14 protein-coding genes are annotated in these 20,926 nt (G+C 43.2%); 6 read left to right on the top strand and 8 right to left on the bottom strand.

What is annotated here, in order from left to right:
• Positions 1-47: 47 nt before the first annotated feature.
• Positions 48-1,202: a methionine adenosyltransferase gene (gene metK, locus BDE27_RS15155; protein ID WP_099131578.1), complete on the top strand. Its 1,155-nt coding sequence runs from the start codon at positions 48-50 to the stop codon at positions 1,200-1,202.
• Positions 1,203-1,286: 84 nt separating this feature from the next.
• Positions 1,287-1,793 (top strand): SprT family zinc-dependent metalloprotease, encoded by a 507-nt coding sequence (locus BDE27_RS15150; RefSeq protein WP_099131577.1) that lies wholly within the window; start codon positions 1,287-1,289, stop codon positions 1,791-1,793.
• A gap of 12 nt (positions 1,794-1,805) precedes the next feature.
• Here the strand turns inward: BDE27_RS15150 and BDE27_RS15145 are convergent, their stop codons facing one another.
• Positions 1,806-2,153 (bottom strand): DUF6694 family lipoprotein, encoded by a 348-nt coding sequence (locus BDE27_RS15145; protein WP_099131576.1) that lies wholly within the window; start codon positions 2,151-2,153, stop codon positions 1,806-1,808.
• Positions 2,154-2,689: 536 nt separating this feature from the next.
• Here BDE27_RS15145 and BDE27_RS15140 point away from each other — a divergent pair.
• From BDE27_RS15140 to BDE27_RS15130, 3 genes are all read left to right on the top strand, one after another.
• Entirely contained in the window at positions 2,690-3,826 is a 1,137-nt protein-coding gene (locus BDE27_RS15140; protein ID WP_099131575.1) for an ABC transporter substrate-binding protein, read from the top strand.
• A gap of 343 nt (positions 3,827-4,169) precedes the next feature.
• Positions 4,170-5,471 (top strand): dicarboxylate/amino acid:cation symporter, encoded by a 1,302-nt coding sequence (locus BDE27_RS15135; protein WP_099131574.1) that lies wholly within the window; start codon positions 4,170-4,172, stop codon positions 5,469-5,471.
• A 374-nt stretch (positions 5,472-5,845) separates the two neighbouring features.
• The gene (locus BDE27_RS15130; protein WP_099131573.1) at positions 5,846-7,330 is read left to right on the top strand and encodes an aldehyde dehydrogenase family protein; all 1,485 of its coding nucleotides are present in this window, start codon (positions 5,846-5,848) and stop codon (positions 7,328-7,330) included.
• A 68-nt stretch (positions 7,331-7,398) separates the two neighbouring features.
• Here the strand turns inward: BDE27_RS15130 and BDE27_RS15125 are convergent, their stop codons facing one another.
• The 6 genes from BDE27_RS15125 to rlmD all read right to left on the bottom strand — a co-directional run bounded on the left by BDE27_RS15125 (position 7,399) and on the right by rlmD (position 16,924).
• Positions 7,399-8,784 carry an SLC13 family permease gene (locus BDE27_RS15125; RefSeq protein ID WP_099131572.1) on the bottom strand — a complete coding sequence of 462 codons (1,386 nt, stop codon included), beginning with the start codon at positions 8,782-8,784 and terminating at the stop codon, positions 7,399-7,401.
• A gap of 352 nt (positions 8,785-9,136) precedes the next feature.
• Positions 9,137-10,438: a phosphopyruvate hydratase gene (gene eno, locus BDE27_RS15120; RefSeq protein ID WP_099131571.1), complete on the bottom strand. Its 1,302-nt coding sequence runs from the start codon at positions 10,436-10,438 to the stop codon at positions 9,137-9,139.
• A gap of 116 nt (positions 10,439-10,554) precedes the next feature.
• Positions 10,555-12,192: a glutamine hydrolyzing CTP synthase gene (gene pyrG / locus BDE27_RS15115; RefSeq protein WP_099131570.1), complete on the bottom strand. Its 1,638-nt coding sequence runs from the start codon at positions 12,190-12,192 to the stop codon at positions 10,555-10,557.
• Positions 12,193-12,530: 338 nt separating this feature from the next.
• Positions 12,531-13,322, bottom strand: coding sequence for a nucleoside triphosphate pyrophosphohydrolase (gene mazG, locus BDE27_RS15110; protein WP_099131569.1), 792 nt, complete (start codon positions 13,320-13,322; stop codon positions 12,531-12,533).
• Positions 13,323-13,339: 17 nt separating this feature from the next.
• Positions 13,340-15,577, bottom strand: coding sequence for a GTP diphosphokinase (gene relA / locus BDE27_RS15105; protein WP_099131568.1), 2,238 nt, complete (start codon positions 15,575-15,577; stop codon positions 13,340-13,342).
• Positions 15,578-15,586: 9 nt separating this feature from the next.
• The gene (gene rlmD, locus BDE27_RS15100; protein ID WP_099131709.1) at positions 15,587-16,924 is read right to left on the bottom strand and encodes a 23S rRNA (uracil(1939)-C(5))-methyltransferase RlmD; all 1,338 of its coding nucleotides are present in this window, start codon (positions 16,922-16,924) and stop codon (positions 15,587-15,589) included.
• A 53-nt stretch (positions 16,925-16,977) separates the two neighbouring features.
• Between rlmD and BDE27_RS15095 the strand changes: the two genes are divergently transcribed.
• The gene (locus tag BDE27_RS15095; RefSeq protein WP_099131567.1) at positions 16,978-19,329 is read left to right on the top strand and encodes an ATP-binding protein; all 2,352 of its coding nucleotides are present in this window, start codon (positions 16,978-16,980) and stop codon (positions 19,327-19,329) included.
• Here the strand turns inward: BDE27_RS15095 and dgt are convergent.
• Complete coding sequence (dgt, locus tag BDE27_RS15090; protein ID WP_099131566.1) at positions 19,319-20,854, bottom strand: dGTPase; 1,536 nt, start codon at positions 20,852-20,854, stop codon at positions 19,319-19,321. The genes BDE27_RS15095 and dgt overlap by 11 nt on opposite strands.
• Positions 20,855-20,926: the final 72 nt, after the last annotated feature.

The following is a 20,926-nucleotide window of genomic DNA, read 5'->3' as shown; positions in this document are numbered from 1 at the left end:
TCCCATCCGCCTTTAAACCAATATTATATTTAAGGTAATAAAATATAATGACTACACATCTTTTTACTTCTGAATCTGTTTCAGAAGGACATCCAGACAAAATTGCCGATCAGATTTCCGATGCCGTCCTTGATGCAATTTTAAAACAGGATCCTAAAGCTCGCGTAGCCTGCGAAACTTATGTTAAAACAGGCATGGTCATGGTTGGTGGTGAAATCACTACCAGCGCTTGGGTTGATATAGAAGAAATTACTCGCAGTACAGTACGTGAAATCGGCTATACCAGCTCAGATATGGGGTTTGATGCCAACTCATGTGCAGTTATCAGTGCCATTGGTAAACAATCCCCTGATATCAACCAAGGTGTTGATCGTACAGATCCTCTGGAGCAAGGTGCAGGAGATCAGGGCCTGATGTTTGGTTATGCGACCAACGAAACTGATGTTCTCATGCCAGCCCCAATCACTTATGCACACCGTTTGGTTGAGCGTCAGGCCGAAGTTCGTAAAAACGGCACCCTGCCGTGGTTGCGCCCTGATGCAAAAAGTCAGGTCACTTTCCAGTATGAGAACGGTAAGATTGTTGGTATTGATGCCGTTGTCCTTTCAACCCAGCACAGCGAAGATATCGATCAAAAAGCACTGCATGAAGCCGTGATGGATGAGATCATCAAACCGGTATTGCCTACCGAATGGCTTACTCCGATGACCAAATATTTCATCAACCCAACAGGTCGCTTTGTGATCGGTGGGCCAATGGGTGACTGTGGTCTGACTGGCCGTAAGATCATTGTTGATACCTATGGTGGTATGGCTCGTCACGGTGGTGGCGCATTTTCAGGTAAAGATCCCTCCAAAGTTGACCGTTCGGCAGCCTATGCAGCGCGTTACGTTGCCAAAAACATCGTTGCGGCAGGCCTGGCTGATCGCTGTGAAATCCAGGTTTCTTATGCCATCGGTGTTGCAGAGCCAACCTCTATCATGGTGGAAACGTTCGGTACAGAGAAAGTCCCAACTTCCACACTGATTCAACTAGTCCGTGAATTTTTTGATCTGCGTCCTTACGGCCTGATTAAGATGCTGAATCTGTTACAACCCATTTATCGCGATACTGCGGCTTACGGTCATTTCGGTCGTGAGCAATTCCCGTGGGAAGCAACAGATAAAGCTGAAATTCTGCGCTCTGCGGCAGGATTGAAATAAATTCTTTGCTAGCCTATGAAGCCCGCAAATACTGCGGGTTTTTTTATGATCAAAAGTACAATATAAGTACAATATTAAGCCGTAATGAAATCCGTTAGAGTTCCCCTTTTCCTACAACAAGCGGTTATGCGTACCCTGCGACAGAAATTAACTCATGCGAGTCATTTTCTACAGCAAAGGTTTCCCGAACCCCACATAACCTATCAGCAACGGGGAACAATTGCAGGCAGTGCCAGACTGCAAGATTGGGAAATCCGCCTGAATCCTGTTTTGTTAATCGAAAATCAGCAGGTATTCATAGATGAAGTTATCCCGCATGAACTGGCTCATCTGTTGGTTTATCATCAATTTGGGCAAGTTGACCCACACGGAAAAGAATGGCGCTTTATCATGGAAACGATATTTGCAGTACCTGCCAACCGGACGCATCCGTTCCCCGTACATTCTGTACGCAGTAAGACATTCACTTATTATTGTCGTTGTCAGCAACATGAACTAACGATAAGGCAACACAATAAAGTCCTCAGAGGAAAAAATTGCTATGTTTGCCGCCAATGTGGCGAAAAACTAACTCTGTTGGAGTCAACTTAATAAGATATATACTCATTTTTTGTTCATGCTGGCCGCTTTAATTTTCTCTGCTTCTTCAATAACTTGATTAGCTGTTTTTCCATGAAGGGATTGAAAAAATTTCTGTTCCAACTTTTGTATATCTGCATGTTTGATATTTCCATTCTTGTTATCCTTAAACAGATCATCAAAGTCGATACTATTGCTCATGACAACATTTAATGAATCATCAAATTGTAATCTTTTATCTTCTGGTAAAGTATCTCTGATTTTCTCAATGGATGTTTTTACAGCGATTTCATTTGTTCCATCAATTTTGAGTTGATTATCACATCCAGTCAATGCAAATCCCAACAAACAAATAGTTAACAATTTTTTCATGATCAGCCCCGCTTATTACCGATAAAGTAATAATAGCAAGAATGAGAACATATAAATCGGTTTAAAGAAAATTTTATTATGAAATTAGGGATATTTATAACTTGATTATTGTTTACTCCAGGCTATTAATGGGTGTGGTTTCTAATAATCAACGTATTATCGAATTCATTTTCTGCGTTACTGAAATACTTCAATAAGGCTATTATTCATTCTTCTTTGTCATTTTTAAATGCATTTCTCCCATATTGTCAAAAGATAGTTTTGTTATAATGATTTGTTATTAAAGTAAAAATTCACAATTAAATGTTTTCATGTCAGTAAAAGTGTAAAAACTGTTGATTGATTTGAATAATAACCATTATCATCTGTTTTGAACTGAAATAATGACAGAAACATCAACGTTCCCACGTTGGGAAGAAGTATATTTGAAACACATAAGATTTAAAAAACATAAGAGAACAGGAATTGATGATAAGTAACTTAACCACACCTATATATTGATATTCCTTATATAATTTCCAATAAAAGGAGAAACAATGTTTAACATTCATTACCCCATAAAAAGTTTTCTGTCCGCGTTATTCATATTACTCCCCATATATGCTCAAGCAGAAAAAATTACCGTCAAAGATATTATGGGACGTGAAGTAACAGTCAACGCCCCTGTTAAACGCGCCATGCTGGCAGATAGCCGAATGGTTATTGCCCTAAATATTCTGCATCCCTCTGAACCATTGAAAGGCATTGCCGCGTGGGATAATGCATTGGAGAAAAAAGCGCCTGATCTTGCGACAGCCTATGAAAAGAAATTCTCTCAGCTAAGGAAAATTCCAGTCTTCCCCAATCCCTATACCAGTGATTTCAATGTTGAAAAGGCCATGATGTATAAACCCGATCTGGTTATTTTCGATATTGGGTTAAAATCCAAACTGGATAGCAGTAATACGATTAACTTATTGGAAAAAATAGGTGTTCCTGTCATTTTCATCGACTTTCGCCAACATCCTCTATCCAATACGGTTCCCAGCATGAGATTATTAGGGAAGGTTTTTAAACAGGAAGAAAATGCCAATAAATTCATTCAATTTTATGAAAATCGCCTGTCCATAATTAATAAACGTATTATGCCATTATCTCCTAAGCAAATTCCTGACGTCTTTATTGAGCGTCATGCAGGTATGTTAGGTACTGAAGATTGTTGCAATACCTTTGCCACTAATAGCTTCGGAGAGTTTGTTACTGCCGCGGGTGGCAATAATATGGGGAGTAAATGGTTTTCTGGTATGGGAGGCAAAATTAATGAAGAACAACTATTGGCTACCAATCCTGATTATTATCTGATGACCGTAGCAAATTGGGACACTGTTCATTCAAACAGCCAATCTGTCCCATTAGGTTATACCGGAGAGTTGGCAGCATCGGAGAAACGTTTTCAAAAATTGCTCTCTCGTCCCAAGCTAAAGATTTTAGAATCGTATCGTGAAAAACGTGTTATGGCGATTTATCATCAATACTATGATACTCCATTCAATATTATTGCTGTAGAAGCCATTGCAAAATGGTTACATCCCGATCTTTTCAAAGATCTTGATCCCCACGCAGACAATATTTATGTTCACCAAACCCTTACAGCATTAGATGGCAGCGGTCTTTTCTGGATAACCGCAAAATAACACCTCTTCTGAATCAAACCCACTCGTCTTCGAGTGGGAACTTCTTACTATTATAAGTTTATAAAAAAATACAGTTTTATACTTATTTCTTATATAATGCTTTTTTATTTATTTAATAAACAATTCTTGGTTTTACGATCTTGATACTTGTTCACAACAAAAATTCAGAGTAATTTTAACATCAGTCTTATTGTCCCAATAATACCTTCCATAATAATGAGATGAATTCTCATTATTATGGAAGACATTACGACTTTCCAATCAAAGAGAAACATTAAATTAATTAATAAAAAAATAAATCGCCAATATCAATATTAACACTATGGATAAAAACAGGAATCCTATGTCTACAATTCTAAAGAAGAAACCTTTATACCAGATACTCTATGTTCAAGTCATATTTGCCATTTTACTGGGTATCACCCTTGGTCATTTTTATCCTGATATTGGAACATCGTTAAAACCATTAGGTGATGCATTCATTAAAATTGTGAAAATGATCATTGCACCTGTTATCTTTTTGACAGTAGTCACAGGGATAGCAGGAATGAATAATATAAAAAAGGTTGGGAATGTTGCAGCAAAATCAATGTTATATTTTTTAACATTTTCAACGCTCGCATTAGTTATTGGATTAATTATCGCCAATATTGTCCGCCCCGGCGATGGCTTAAATATCTCTCCTGATTCGTTAGACAACAGCAAGGTTATTGGTTATGTGGAGAAAGCCCATGAATCATCCATTGTTGACTTTCTCATGAATATCATACCTGACACTGTTGTCAGCCCACTTGTGAATGGCAATATTCTCCAGGTTCTGTTTATTTCAGTTATTTTTGGTATCGCTTTAGCCGCTATAGGGAAAAAAGGGGAACCTGTTTTAGAGTTTTTACAACACCTCTCAGAACCTATCTTTAAAATGGCAGGAATTTTAATGAAATTAGCACCAATTGGTGCATTTGGAGCAATGGCCTTTACCATAGGTAAATATGGTATTGCATCAATTGGGAATTTGATGATGTTAATTGTGACTTTTTACATTACATCATTGCTTTTTGTTCTTATTATATTGGGAGCGGTTGCTAAATATAACGGGTTCTCTATCATTCAATTAATAAAATATATTAAAGATGAGCTATTGTTAGTTTTAGGAACCTCATCCTCAGAGGCTGCGTTACCCGGCCTAATGAAGAAAATGGAAAATCTGGGTTGTGAGAAATCGGTTGTTGGTTTAGTTATTCCAACAGGTTATTCATTCAACCTTGATGGTACTAATATTTATATGACGATGGCTGCATTATTTATTGCTCAGGCAACCAACATTGAATTAAGTCTATATGAGCAAATTTCTTTATTATTAGTTGCTATGATCAGTTCAAAAGGTGCAGCAGGTGTAACAGGAGCCGGTTTTATTACACTAGCTGCGACCTTATCTGTTGTACCCAGCGTGCCCGTAGCTGGCATGGCTCTTATTTTGGGCATTGACAGATTTATGTCTGAGTGCCGCGCATTGACAAATTTAGTTGGCAATGCTTGTGCCAGCATTGTTGTAGCTCGCTGGGAAAATGCTTTAGATAAAGAAAAGATGCATCAAATATTAAATGGTAACATGCAAAATTCAGTAGAAAAAACACCAAATAAATAAGGTATATTACCTGCGGTAAATAATAAAACTCACATCCCCCTGCTATAAATGGGGGATATATCCCTTCAAAAACGCAATAAATAAAAAACAACCCACAATAAATATTCCACTAAAATAAAAAATAATAGAAAAATTTCTCATAAAAATATATAACACATCGTTATTGATTTCAGGACAGATATCCCACTAGAAAAAGAAACCATATAAAAAAAGCAATTTCCCACATCATTATCCTAACTATTAATATTTTATATTAATTGATAGAGATCTCTTATAGTTAAATTCAATTTTGATAAAAATTAAGAATTAGTCTAATAATAACTTAGGAATATATGTCCTAACATACCAAAAAACCAAAGTACCCGGAGAATATAATGAAAAAACTACATGATATCGAAAAAGAATTGTTGCCTTGTGAATCTTACAAGATGCTGATTAATGGTGAGTGGGTTGATAGCGTTTCAAAAAATACGATACAAAGCTACAACCCTGCAACAGGTGAATTATTGACAGAATATGCAGCAGGAAATGCCGAAGATGTTGAACTTGCCGTCAAGGCTGCCCAAAAAGCCCTGCCTGCATGGAGCAAAACATCCGCAGCTGAAAGGCAATCTTTATTACTGAAAATTGCCGACTTACTGGAAGCCGAAGCTGAACGCTTTATTGCCCTTGAAACATTGGATGGTGGTAAAACTCAGGCTCTATGTCGTCATTTCGATATTCCTTTTTCTGTTGATCATTTCCGCTACTTTGCCGGTGTTATCCGCGCTCATTCTGATACTACTGATGTCATTGATAGTCACACACTGAGCTTAGTCATCAGAGAACCAATTGGTGTAGTCGGACAGATTATTCCGTGGAATTTCCCGCTATTGATGGCTGCCTGGAAACTCGCTCCCGCCCTTGCTGCCGGTAATACTATTGTTATCAATCCTGCAAGTCTGACCCCAATCACTCTGCTTGAGCTGGGGCACATCATGAATCAAGTTCTGCCAGCGGGCGTTGTCAATATTGTTACAGGGCGTGGCTCAGTTGTAGGCCAAGCCATCCTCGACCATGACGGCATTGACAAGGTCGCCTTTACCGGCTCAACAGAAGTCGGTTACAACGTTGCCGCAGCGGCAGCAAAAAGGCTCATTCCGGCAACGTTGGAATTAGGTGGTAAATCGGCTAACATCGTTTTCCCTGATGCCAATATGAAAAAGGCGATCACATATGCAGCCAATGCAATTTTGCTGAACCAAGGGCAAGCCTGTGAATCCGGTGCCCGCCTGTTCCTGCATAAAGATATTCATGATGAATTCCTGAAATCACTGAAAACCGTGTTTGAATCCATTAAAGTCGGCGACCCTATGCTGGCAGAAACAGAAATGGGCTGCCAAGTCAGTGAAGAACAGATGAACACTATATTAGGTTATATCAACCTGGCAAAACAGGAAGGTGCAACCATCTTGACTGGCGGAAAACGCATAACCGGAACAGAATATGATGATGGATTCTTTATCCAGCCGACAATTCTTACCAATGTCACCAACAAGATGCGGGTGGCACAGGAAGAAATTTTCGGGCCTGTACTATGCGTTATTCCATTCAGCAACGAAGAAGAAGTCGTCGAAATGGCCAATGATTCCGAATATGGCCTGGCAGGTGCCGTATGGACACAGGATATTAACCGTGCCCTGCGCATCGCTAAGGCAATAAAAACAGGCCGTATATGGATTAATACCTATCACGAATTGCCGGCTCATGCTCCTTTCGGTGGCTATAAGAAATCGGGACTTGGACGTGAAACCCACAAGATGATGTTGGATGCTTATACTGAGGTGAAAAACATCTATATCAGTACTAAAGAAGACTAACACAATCGCCACCTGCAAGGGTGGCGATTTTGAGCATGGCTTATTCAAGCATTAAAAGCCAGAAGGAATTACAGCCAGAAGAACCAGGCAATCACAGAAATAATGGCAATACATGCCAAATTCAGCACTATGCCTACCCTGACCATTTCAATTTGTTTGATATAACCAGTGCCATAAACAATCGCGTTAGGTGGCGTTGCTACAGGTAGCATAAATGCACAGGATGCCCCTATACCGATTATCAGAGTCAAAACCACAACCGGCATTCCCAGCGCTTCTGCAACCGTAGCAAAAATAGGTACAAGAAGCGCTGCGCTCGCAGTATTACTTGTAAATTCTGTCAGGAAAATAATAAACGTAGCAATCGCAACGATGATCACAAACCAAGAGCTGGTACCGAAAGTCGCTGCCATGCCATTTGCCATAACTTCACTGGCACCGGAATCTTTTAAGACGGCACTCAATGTCAGGCCACCACCGAACAGCATCAATACGCCCCATTCGGTGTTATTTTGAATCTGTGACCATGTTGATACGCCAGTGATACCAATCAGGATGGCTGCGCTCACTGCAATAATCGTATCCAGATCTTTGACACCACCCAGTGCATCACTAATAAATGAACTGAAAATCCAGCACACTACGGTTAACAGGAAGATGCCCATGGCAATAACACGTTTACCATTCCACTCCAGGTACTCCAATTCCAGATCAAATTTATGATTCAGATTTGGACGCAGCATGAGGTACATCAGTCCCACCATGACTGGCATAAGAATAATGACCATTGGCACGCCGTATTTCATCCATGTAAAGAAATCCATACCCAATTGTGCAGCAGCGATGGCATTGGGTGGACTACCGACCAACGTTCCCAGGCCACCAATACTAGCGCTATATGCAACACCAAGCAGCACAAAAATAAAGGTATTACGCTCAGTACGTACATCCAGATTAGCCAGAATTCCAAGGACTAGTGGTAACATCATGGCAGCAGTTGCCGTGTTACTTATCCACATAGAAAGCAAGGCAGTAATACCAAATATCAGCAATACCGCTACAGATAAACGTCCACGGGCAATCATCAGCAAACGGTTAGCTATCAATCTGTCCAAGCCTTGGATATGTAGCGCCGTTGCCAGTGCAAAGCCACCGAAGAACAAAAAGATTATGGGGTTTGCAAAAGATTTCAGTGCATCACCGGTATTCATCAATCCCATGCCGACCGCCAGAATAGGAATACACAGTGCAGTAATGGTGACATGAATGGCTTCTGTTAACCATAACACGCCAACAAATACCATTAATGCCAAGCCTGCATTTGCTTTTTCCCCGTAAGGTAAAAACTTAAGCAATGTCACAAACAAAATGATGTCCAGCGCGAGAATAATTAAGCCTCTTTTATTTGAGGGTGCAGGCCCAATCGCTGGGGTTAAAGATTCAGAAGCGTCCATGAAGACTCCATAAAACAATGAAACATAACTCTGTAATGTAAAAAGAATAATTGATGAATCATTGCCACAAATGTTAAAGAATTACATTACATGTGAAATAATAAGGAGTATTAACAAGGAATAAAATACGAGTTGTATAATTTTGGGATCTGCTACGCGGGATTTGTCTGGCTACTGAATTATTGTTCAAAAAAAGAACTGAATTTCTGTTGTCATATCACACTTCCATCCTGCAATAAGATAAGTAACCGGTATGAAAAATAAAATTTTCTTTCAATAAAAAGGCGAAAGAGGATACTCTCCTTCGCCAAAACATAAAAAATATTTACTTTTCAGCAGAAAAAACCGGCAATTATGCCTGGCCTTTCACTTCTTTCAGGCCGTTGAAAGGAGCACGATTACCCAGTGCTTCTTCAATACGGATCAACTGGTTGTATTTAGCAACACGGTCAGAACGGCTCATAGAACCCGTTTTGATTTGACCCGCAGCAGTACCAACAGCCAGATCAGCAATAGTTGCATCTTCAGTTTCACCAGAACGATGAGAGATGACCGCGGTGTAACCTGCATCTTTTGCCATCTTGATTGCAGCCAGCGTTTCAGTCAAAGAACCGATCTGGTTGAACTTGATCAGGATGGAGTTTGCGATACCTTTTTCGATACCTTCTTTCAGGATCTTGGTGTTAGTTACAAACAGATCGTCACCAACCAACTGAATTTTGTCACCCAGCACTTTAGTCTGGTAAGCAAAACCGTCCCAATCAGATTCGTTCAGGCCATCTTCAATAGAAACAATTGGGTACTCTTTGGTCAATCCTTCCAGGTAGTGGGTGAATTCCTGAGAGGTGAAAGTCTTGCCTTCGCCTTTCAGTTCATAGTTGCCAGTTTCTTCGTTATAGAATTCAGAAGCTGCACAGTCCATCGCCAGAGTAATGTCTTTACCCAGTACGTAACCCGCTTTCTCAACTGCTTCTTTGATTGCTGCCAGCGCTGCTGCGTTAGATTCCAGGTTTGGTGCATAGCCACCTTCATCACCCACCGCAGTGTTCATACCTTTGGCTTTCAGCACTTTCGCCAGATTGTGGAATACTTCGGAACCCATGCGTACAGCTTCTTTCAGTGTGCTTGCGCCAACTGGCTGGATCATGAATTCTTGAATATCTACGTTGTTATCTGCATGTTCACCACCGTTGATGATGTTCATCATTGGCAGAGGCATGGAGAATTTGCCCGGAGTACCGTTCAACTCAGCGATGTGCTCGTATAGAGGCATACCTTTCGCTGCAGCGGCTGCTTTGGCGTTCGCGAGAGAAACAGCCAAAATCGCGTTAGCACCGAAGTTAGATTTGTTTTCAGTACCATCCAGCTCGATCATGATCTTGTCGATGTTAGTCTGATCTTTCGCATCCTGACCAACCAGAGCCTGTGCAATTGGGCCGTTAACCGCAGAAACAGCTTTCAGTACACCTTTACCCATGAAACGAGACTTATCGCCATCACGCAGTTCCAGCGCTTCGCGAGAACCGGTTGATGCACCTGATGGCGCAGCAGCCAGACCAACAAAGCCGCCTTCCAGGTGTACTTCTGCTTCTACCGTTGGGTTACCACGGGAGTCGATGATTTCACGGCCAAGCACTTTAACGATTTTGGACATTAGGTTTTCCTCAGTACAAGTTAAATTACGGACAACCGATTGAAACTAAACTATTTTCTTAAAAAATGATTACCTTAAAAGCAAATTAGCTTAATATCAATCCATTGCCCCATATCTTATTTCAACTGGCCTTTCTGATATTTGCCAGCAGCTTCGACAAAGCCAGCAAATAGCGGATGACCATCGCGAGGCGTTGAAGTGAATTCTGGATGGAACTGACACGCCACGAACCATGGATGCGCTGGGTTCTCAATGATTTCCACCAGTTTTTTGTCGATTGAACGGCCAGCAATGCGCAAGCCTGCATCTTCAATGCGTTTCAACAGTAAATTATTCACTTCATAACGATGGCGATGACGCTCAATGATGTCACTCTGGCCATAAAGTTTATGTACCAGACTGTTTTCAGTCAGATGGCACAATTGACCACCAACGCGCATCGTTCCGCCGAGATCGCTCTCTTCGCTACGTACTTCTACGTTGCCATTCTCATCACGCCATTCGGTGATCAGAGCAACAACCGGTAACTTACATTCAGGATCGAATTCAGTGGAGTTAGCCCCAGCCATTCCCGCAACATTGCGAGCGAATTCAATCAGGGCCACCTGCATACCCAAACAAATGCCCAAATATGGGATCTTGTTTTCACGGGCATAACGTGCGGTCATGATCTTACCTTCGATACCACGGCCACCGAAGCCACCTGGTACCAGAATCGCATCCAGACCGTTTAATACGTCAACACCACGCGTTTCAACATCCTGCGAATCGATCAGCTTAATGTTGACTGTCAGGCGATTTTTCAGCCCGCCATGTTTCAGTGCTTCAATCACTGATTTGTACGCATCTGGCAGTTCAACGTATTTACCCACCATCCCAATGGTCACTTCACCCGATGGGTTGGCTTCTTCATAAATGACCTGTTCCCATTCAGACAGATCCGCTTCTGGGCATTCGATGCTGAATCGTTTACAAATATAATCATCTAAGCCCTGAGATTTCAAGAGGGCTGGAATTTTATAAATGGAATCAACATCTTTTAAAGAGATAACCGCTTTCTCTGGTACGTTACAGAAAAGCGCAATTTTTGCACGCTCATTGGCAGGAACGATGCGATCCGAACGGCAAATCAATACGTCTGGCTGAATACCAATAGACAGTAATTCTTTCACGGAATGCTGGGTCGGCTTAGTTTTCACTTCGCCCGCTGCGGCCATATAAGGCACCAGAGTCAGGTGCATGAACAGCGTGTTTTCACGGCCTACTTCCACCGCCATCTGACGAATGGCTTCAAGGAATGGCAGGGATTCGATATCACCGACAGTGCCACCGATTTCCACCAACACAACATCATGACCTTCTGCACCACGGATGATGCGGTCTTTGATTTCATTGGTGATGTGGGGGATAACCTGAATGGTTGCACCCAAATAATCGCCACGGCGTTCTTTGCGCAACACTTCTGAATAGACACGACCCGTCGTGAAATTATTGCGGCGTGTCATTTTGGTTCGGATGAAACGTTCGTAATGACCTAAATCAAGATCAGTTTCAGCGCCATCTTCGGTAACGAAAACTTCCCCGTGTTGGGTTGGGCTCATTGTGCCTGGATCAACGTTGATATACGGGTCCAGTTTCATAATGGTGACATTGAGTCCACGGGCTTCGAGTATAGCCGCCAAAGAGGCTGCGGCAATGCCTTTACCCAGAGAGGATACGACCCCGCCGGTCACAAAAATATAATTAGTTTTCATGCTGAACCTGAAAGTTTAGGTTTAAAAGGATGATGAATATAACAGGACGGGAAAGCAGTATACCCTAACCTTAATTTCGCTACAAACCATCTAAATGAGGTAAAGTGTCACATAAACAGTAACACTGCGAAACAAACACCCTTCTTTCTCTTTAAATTCATTAAGTTATTGGTGTGAAATTTTTTCATCCGGCTCAGATTATTCAGCCGTTTCAGCGACATCTTTTTCGCTATTTCCATGATTTTTTGGCAAGATGAAGCAACACAGGAGTTGCACGCGAATCTATAAAATTTTCTACCCCGAAAAATGTTGTCATCATGCCACCTGGTTTGTGATTGCTATATCTTCTGGCTTTTCACTCGCTGCCACATAGCTTCCATTTCATCTAACGTAGCCCTTTCCAATGACAAGCCTCTGTCGAGGATCAGTTTTTCGACATTACGGAAACGGTTCTCGAATTTCTGGCAAGCTTTTTGTAGTGCTATTTCTGGCTTATGCCCCAAATGACGGGATAAATTAACCACTGAAAACAGTAAATCCCCCAACTCTTCTTCTAATCGATCTTTATCAACCACCGCCTGTTTTGCTTCGTCCATGACTTCATCAATTTCTTCATAGACTTTGCCCAGCACAGGGCCAATGGTATCCCAATCAAAACCGACCGAAGCGCAACGTTTCTGGATTTTATAAGCCTTCATCAGGGCTGGTAAACTGGCGGGAATATCATCCAGTACCGAATGCTGATCTTTCTCCGCCCTTTCTGCGGCCTTACGTTGTTCCCAACTGCCCATTGCCTCTTCGCCGCTGATACCCGCTTGTTGATTGAAGATATGAGGATGACGGCGCTCCAATTTGTCACATACCGCCTCACAGATATCACCAAAATCAAACTGTTGCTGCTCCTGAGCCATCTGGGCATAAAATACGATATGAAATAACAAATCCCCTAGCTCTTCTTTTAACGCGTTGACATCATTGCGCTCAATCGCATCAAGCACTTCATAGGTCTCTTCCAATGTATAAGGGGCAATCGTAGCGGAGGTTTGTACCTTGTCCCAAGGACAGCCATCCTGGGGATGGCGCAACTGCGCCATAATCCCCTTCAATCGTTCAATAGAGTTCGGTTTCATCTTAATCCATGTCTTAATCAATTACCGTGCAAACGTCTGGCTTCAATCACATCAGACAATTGATTGAGCTTTGCCAATACCCGCCCAAGCACTTGCAAGTTATAAATCTCAATGTTCATATCAATGGTGGCAAGTTGTTGCTTAACATCACTACGGCTACTGACACCCAACACATTGATCTTCTCATTGGCGAGAATGGTTGTGATATCACGCAATAATCCACTACGGTCGTTGGCAAGAACGCGTACCACAAGTGAATAGCCGCTCGAATAACTCTCTCCCCACACTGCATCGACTATCCGTTCCGGTGAACTGGCTTCGAGTTCCGCCAACTGATCACAATCAGCACGGTGGATGGAGATCCCTCGCCCGCGTGTGATAAATCCAATAATCTCATCACCAGGGATAGGCTGGCAGCAACGGGCAATGTGGTGCATTAAGTTACCTACCCCTTCCACGACAATACGTCCATTATCTTTGCTGGTATTACGTGGTGTATAGGTTTTGTTCTCCAGGTTGCGAAGTGCCTCGCGATCTTCTTCTTCTGCCGTAATTTTATTGAATTTGTTTTGCAGGAAATTCACTAACTGGTGGATACGGATATCACCGACGCCAATGCCCGCCAACACTTCTTCCAATGTGTGGACGTTATAACGGGCAATCAGCTCTTTTTCTGCTTCCTTGACCGTGAGCCCCAAATGTGCCAACTCATTGTCCAGCATCTGGCGGCCGGCAATGATGTTTTTGTCACGATCTTGCTTACGGAACCAATTGTGGATTTTTGCGCGTCCACGGCTGGTTGTCACATAGCCAAGGTTCGGGTTCAACCAGTCACGGCTTGGATTAGGTTGTTTCTGGGTAATGATTTCAATCTGATCGCCCATCTGAAACTGATAGCTGAATGGTACGATGCGTCCGCCAATTTTTGCCCCAATACAGCGATGACCGACATCACTGTGAATATGATAGGCAAAATCCAACGGCGTAGAGCCAATTGGCAAATCAATGACATCCCCTTTTGGCGTAAAGACATAAACGCGATCATCAAATACCTGACTGCGCACTTCATCCAGCATTTCGCCGGTATCCGCCATTTCCTCCTGCCATGCGATCAATTTCCGCAGCCATGCTATACGGCTTTCATAACTGCCGGATTTACCACCACCAAGCGCAGCGCCTTCTTTGTACTTCCAATGCGCCGCTACGCCAAGTTCCGCATCATCATGCATCTGGCGAGTGCGGATTTGAATCTCAAGCGTTTTGCCATTTGGCCCCAAAACGACTGTATGAATAGACTGATAACCATTCGGTTTCGGATTGGCAACGTAATCGTCAAATTCATCCGGCAAATGACGATAGTGAGTATGCACTATCCCCAGCGCTGCGTAGCAATCCTGCAAACGCTCGACAACAATCCGCACGGCGCGCACGTCAAACAATTCATCAAAGGAGAGAGATTTTTTCTGCATTTTGCGCCAAATGCTGTAAATATGCTTCGGACGCCCGTATATTTCAGCACGAACCCCTTCTTTCAGCATATATTTACGCAAAGTTGTCACAAATTTCTCGATATACTGCTCACGATCAATTCGGCGCTCATGCAATAACTTGGCAATTTTCTTATATTCATCGGGATGTAAGTAACGGAAACAGAAATCTTCCAGCTCCCATTTTAGCTGCCCAATTCCCAACCGATTGGCAAGAGGAGCATAGATATTGGAACACTCTTTGGCAGCCAGCACCCGCTCATCTTCACTGGCATCTCTCACTTCCCGCAAATGGGCAATGCGTTCTGCCAGCTTAATAATTACACAACGAAAATCTTCCACCATCGCCAGTAGCATCCGGCGAACATTGTCGACCTGTACCGAACAAATCGCATCGGTATGCGTGGCTTTCAGTTGGCGAATGGCATCCATTTCCAATACACCATGCACCAGATTTGTGATGGCTTTACCAAATGTTTCGGTCACTGTTTCGCTATCGAGTAGCTTGGCATTAAGGATGGGAAAAAGTAGCGCAGCACGCATACTGTCATTATCCATGCTCAATGTGGACAGGATCTCCACCATTTCCACACCGCGCCATAGCAACAGTTCCGCATTGGGGTGACCCTGGACTTTTTCGTGACAATATCGCCAGGTTTCAATCAACTTTTCACTGGATTGTGGGTTAGTAATGTTTAAACTCGCGATCCACTTATCGACCGCAAATTCACCTGCCGGCGTGAGATGCGCACTTCTTACCGCAACCATAATTTCTCCCTACTCGATATCCATTGGCTCACTGCTAAACAGCGCCATAGATTCTAGATGGCCTGTGTGTGGAAACATATCCAGCATCCGCACACTGACAAGATGATAACCCGCCGCCAACAAGACCTTGCTGTCCCGCGCAAGTGTTGTGGGGTTACAGGAAACGTAAACTACTTTTTCGGGGGCCAATTTTACAATATGTGCCATAACACCCGCTGCACCAGCGCGGGCCGGGTCCAGCAGCACCTTATTGAACCCTTGTGCTGCCCAAGGCTGCTGGTGAATATCCGATTCCAGATTTTCATGAAAAAAATCGACGTTATTAAGTTTATTGAGCCGGGCGTTATATTGCCCGCTCGCCACCAGCTCAGCAACCCCTTCCACACCCACGGTTGCCTGTACTTTCGTGGCGATCGGCAAGGTAAAGTTTCCCATGCCACAAAACAGATCCAAAACTCTGTCTGTTGGTTGCAAATCCAACCACGCCAACGCCTGTGCGACCATTTGTTGGTTAACGACATCATTCACCTGAATAAAATCTTGGGGGCTGAACACCAATTTCAACCCATTCACCTGATACCACGGTGCTATTTGCCCTTCCATCAACGGTTCAAGGGATTTTTCTTCACCAAGCAGATAAATTGAGACATTGTACCGCACCGAAAAAATGCGCAGTATTTCCTTATCTTCCTGCTTAAGTGGATCAAGATGGCGCAACACGACTAATGGTCCACTATCAGCCAATACCAATTCCACGTGCCCTAATCGTTTTACTGCATACAGGCTATTCAGGCACTGGTACAACGGCTGCAATAATTGTTCCAATTCAGGGCGCATAACAGGACAATGTTTAATACTCACCAAATCGTTGGTCTGACTCTGGCGAAACCCCATCAATAATGTGCGTTGTTTGCCGTGATATTGCAGACCAAGCCTGGCCCTGCGCCGATAGCCATATTCTGGGCTGCGAATGACGGGATGTGCACTGATGTTAATTCCTGTTTCCCGCTGGATCAGGTGTTCCAGTACACTGGCCTTAGTTTTAACTTGCAGCTCAGTGGCAACGTGCTGCTGTTGGCACCCGCCACACACTTTAAAATGTGGACAGTGAGGTGCTACGCGATGCGGGCTATCTGATAGCCTTTTCACGACCTTAGCTTTAGCAAATTGGCGTTTTTCTTCTGTCAGTTGGATTTGTGCCTGTTCACCCGGCAATAATCCTGCAATAAAGATAGTTTTTCCCTGATGACGAGCAATGCCTTGCCCTTGTGCATCAAGGTTATCTGCGGTAACGGAAATAATGCCTCGGTTTACGGAGCGACGATTTGGGGAGTAAAATTGCACCATGATTCTGACTGACTTTGAAAAATTGAGTTCTGATTTTCCCACAATGGACGCCTATGACCAAATATAGCCTACGCACCCGTATGATGAGCCTGATATTGGTTCCTGTTTTACTGGTCGGAACGCTTGTGAGTATATCATTTATCTCATACCGCTATTACGAGTTGAAGAGCCTGATAGTCCGCAGTGGGATCAGCATTATTGAACCCTTATCCATCGCCAGCGAGGTTGGCATTAATCTGGACAATTGCCAGCAAGTTGACTCATTGATAAACAGCCTGCATCGCCGAAACTCTGAAATTATCAGGGCAATTGCGATCTTTGATAAGCATAACAAGTTATTCGATATTTCGAATGACAAGTATGATGTCAATCGCTTGAGGCTCACTTCCAACGAAGCCATGCCTACAACCTTGTCCAAAATGGAATACGGCAACAGTATCATCCTGAAGATGCCAATTATCTCAGAAAACGCTTCTTCTAATCCCTGGAACACGTCCACCAGGGATACGCCGCCGATTGGCTATATCGCCATTGATTTGGACTTACGCGCTGCCCAGCTCCAGCAATACAAGGAGATTGCCACCTCCATCATTCTGCTGATTTTGTGCCTTGGAGGAACAGCACTGTTTGCTCATGTGCTGGTGCGCAAAGTCACCCAACCCCTGAACTGCATGGTTAAAGCCGTTGATCGTATCCGTCAGGGACAACTAAACAGCCGCGTGACAGGTGCCATGCCAGGGGAATTATCCGCGCTCCAGAATGGTATCAACACCGTGGCAGAATCACTCTCGAAATACAAAGATGAGATGCAGCTTCATATTGATCAAGCCACTTCCGACCTGCAAATTACGATGGAGCAGCTAGAAATTCAGAATGTTGAACTGACTATCGCCAAAAAACGTGCCCAAGAGGCGGTCAGGATCAAAACGGAATTTCTGGCGAATATGTCCCACGAATTACGCACACCGCTTAATGGGGTCATTGGCTTTACCCGTCAAATGTTAAAAACCCCCATTACGCCACAACAGATGGAGTATCTGTATGTCATTGACAGATCAGCCAATAACCTACTGAAAATCATCAATGATATTCTGGACTTCTCACGACTGGAATCCAATAAACTGGTATTGGATCAAGTGCCTTTTCTGCTAAGGGATACCGTTAATGAAGTTATTGAACTGCTAACGCCTGCTGCCAATGCGAAAAATCTTCCCCTGCACCACCATATTGATGATAAGTTACCCAATCTGATGATTGGCGATCCCATTCGCTTGCAGCAAATACTGACTAACCTGATTGGCAATGCCATTAAATTCACAGATAAAGGCAGTGTGACGCTGGATATCAAATTACGCCAGCAGCAACACCATCTTGTACAGATCGATTTTACCGTGACTGATACGGGTATCGGTATCAAACCCGAATACCGTCCGATTCTGTTCCAGGCCTTCAATCAAGCAGATGCCAGCATTACCCGCCATTACGGGGGAACCGGGCTGGGATTGAGTATCACTAAGCGGTTGGTCAGTGAGATGAAAGGAGACATTGACTTTACCAGTGAAGTCGCTAAAGGAACGATATTTTACTTTGATATCTGGCTGGAAAAAGAAGAATATTCATTCGGATCATTGCCAGAACATCTGCCAGTCTGTTCGGCATCATCGCGTTTACCCATGACCGTTATGGCAGTGGACGATAATCCCGCTAACCTGAAATTGATCGGTACACTGCTGCATGAACTCGTTGAAAATACCTTTCTGTGCAGTAATGGTATAGAGGCGCTGGAAATAGCGAAACAACATGCGCTGGATCTGATTTTGATGGATATTCAGATGGCGGATATGGATGGTATCCAAACGTCTGAGCAAATCCAACAATTCCCCCAACATAAGGAGACACCGATTGTGGCTGTTACGGCCTTTGCCTGCCACGAAGCGAAGAATGCACCGTTCATTGACTGTCTTTCCAAGCCTTTGGATGAAAACTGCCTGAAAACATTGCTGAACCAATACTGCCGGCAGAAAAAACCACAAGCCATTGACTGGGAGATGGCGTTGCAGAAGACCGCCGGCAAAGAAGCATTGGCGCGGGAGATGCTAGAAATGCTGGTGAAATCATTGCCCGACATGAAGGGAATGATTAAACAGGTTTTAACCGCCGATGGTGAAGCGATCCGCAAACACTTTCAGCATCATGTCCACCAATTACACGGCAGTTGCTGCTATAACGGCGTTCCTAAACTGAAGGCAATTTGCGAATTGGTTGAAAAACAACTGCACCAAGGGGTTGCCTTGGCTGATCTGGAACCTGAATTGCTGGAATTCATGGACGAGATCAATCATGTAATGGCAGCCACTCCTGACATACTTGAGGCTACCATGCCACTCGAACCCGTTACTTCGTGACCATAAACTTACGATATTCTTCATAAGCATAATTATCCGTCATGCCACTGATATAGTCCTGAATAAGACGTGCCCGATAATAAAACTCGATCACATCTTTTTCAGTCTCATCAGTGGCAACAATTCCTTCCACGGCCTCACCATAAGCTAAACGATGTTTGGTCGAAAGCTTGTGCAGCAAGCGCGTTTCAATAAAGTATTGTTTGTGAAAATTATTCTGGTTCAGTTCCATAAAATCCTGACGAGGTAATGCCAGCAAAGGGCTATATACATCCAGCAATCCGGTAATAATTCGGTATCCCTGTAACTCCAATTCTTCCACTTCAGGATGATTGAAAACCCGTTTACGGGTGACATTTTTCAAGGTTTTCAATAAACGGTGTTCTTCCCCATGTCCTTCCAACAGGGCGTGATTAAATGTACCTGCATAGATTTCAGGCAGATGTTCAATAAATAATTTGGCAGTATAAGGTACCAATTTCCCGGTGATAAACACCCGTAAATACATGAAAAATTGTTCGTGGATATTACGACGTGCTTCGTTATTGGTGGTTTTCTTGTAAGCTTGTATCACCGTAGATTCGAACAAATCACCTTTCCCGTATCCTCCGTTTTCTTCCCACTCTTTTTTCAGATATTCCACCAGTTGTTCGACGTTAAAAATGTCTTTTTCAACCGCATCATCCAAATCTGCGATGCAATATGAAATATCATCTGCGGCTTCCATAATATATGTCAGTGGGAAGCGACAGAATTCCCCCATTTGCAGTTCTTTTCTCAATTCACAGATAAAGCTCTCTTCTGACCAGTAGTAACCTATTTTCTTCATCAGGTAACTGAATTCAACAGGCGTCTCTTCCAGACGATAGGCCGGACAGGTATATTTCAATATGCAGCCAATCTGGGCATAAGTGAGATTCAAGCGCAGCAGATTATGTGCCAGACGGATAGCCTGGGCATTACCTTCAAACTGACATAAATCTCGGCGCAATTGTCGACGGAATAGATCTTTCTTTTCTTCTCCTGTCAGGCGCAATGCCGCGACCTTACAGGCATCCTGCCTATTCTCCGTTTTCAGCATATGGAGCGAATAGTCAGGATCTAATCGGCGAGAGAACCAATCTTTAATCGCTGCCTCGCCAAAATGGCCAAATGGAGGATTACCAATATCGTGCATCAGGCAAGCCATCTCAATCAGGCTTTCAAAGGCAAGTAGGCGATCATTCAGCCCATATTTTTCCAATAAGTTCTGCTTTGCCAGCTCCGCAATAATTGTTTTTGATATATAGCGCCCTATTTGCTGCACTTCGAGCGAATGCGTCAGCCGACTGCGTACTGCCGCATTACGTTCCAGTGGAAATACCTGTGTTTTTTGTTGCAACCGCCGAATAGCGGCAGAGTTGATGATCCTCCCACGATCGCTTTCAAATTGGCGAATTATTTGCTCTTCATCATCGGGATGAATGGAAGATTTACTGAACTTACGTTGGTAATTCAACTTCTGCTTGAAATCAATCTTAGACATTAATTCCCCCATGCTAAATGAAACGATTATTTAGAATTGGAATCTGCGGTAAATAACTATTCAATGATACAC

Origin of the sequence: Xenorhabdus ehlersii (assembly GCF_003610465.1) — a bacterium.
Classification (GTDB): Bacteria; Pseudomonadota; Gammaproteobacteria; order Enterobacterales; family Enterobacteriaceae; genus Xenorhabdus; species Xenorhabdus ehlersii.
This window is presented reverse-complemented; position numbering and strand designations above follow the sequence as displayed.

Coding starts and splice junctions, on each gene's coding strand:
- metK (WP_099131578.1), top strand. CDS start 48: ATGACTACACATCTTTTTACTTCTGAATCTGTTTCAGAAGGACATCCA.
- BDE27_RS15150 (WP_099131577.1), top strand. CDS start 1,287: ATGAAATCCGTTAGAGTTCCCCTTTTCCTACAACAAGCGGTTATGCGT.
- BDE27_RS15145 (WP_099131576.1), bottom strand. CDS start 2,153: ATGAAAAAATTGTTAACTATTTGTTTGTTGGGATTTGCATTGACTGGA.
- BDE27_RS15140 (WP_099131575.1), top strand. CDS start 2,690: ATGTTTAACATTCATTACCCCATAAAAAGTTTTCTGTCCGCGTTATTC.
- BDE27_RS15135 (WP_099131574.1), top strand. CDS start 4,170: ATGTCTACAATTCTAAAGAAGAAACCTTTATACCAGATACTCTATGTT.
- BDE27_RS15130 (WP_099131573.1), top strand. CDS start 5,846: ATGAAAAAACTACATGATATCGAAAAAGAATTGTTGCCTTGTGAATCT.
- BDE27_RS15125 (WP_099131572.1), bottom strand. CDS start 8,784: ATGGACGCTTCTGAATCTTTAACCCCAGCGATTGGGCCTGCACCCTCA.
- eno (WP_099131571.1), bottom strand. CDS start 10,438: ATGTCCAAAATCGTTAAAGTGCTTGGCCGTGAAATCATCGACTCCCGT.
- pyrG (WP_099131570.1), bottom strand. CDS start 12,192: ATGAAAACTAATTATATTTTTGTGACCGGCGGGGTCGTATCCTCTCTG.
- mazG (WP_099131569.1), bottom strand. CDS start 13,322: ATGAAACCGAACTCTATTGAACGATTGAAGGGGATTATGGCGCAGTTG.
- relA (WP_099131568.1), bottom strand. CDS start 15,577: ATGGTTGCGGTAAGAAGTGCGCATCTCACGCCGGCAGGTGAATTTGCG.
- rlmD (WP_099131709.1), bottom strand. CDS start 16,924: ATGGTGCAATTTTACTCCCCAAATCGTCGCTCCGTAAACCGAGGCATT.
- BDE27_RS15095 (WP_099131567.1), top strand. CDS start 16,978: ATGACCAAATATAGCCTACGCACCCGTATGATGAGCCTGATATTGGTT.
- dgt (WP_099131566.1), bottom strand. CDS start 20,854: ATGTCTAAGATTGATTTCAAGCAGAAGTTGAATTACCAACGTAAGTTC.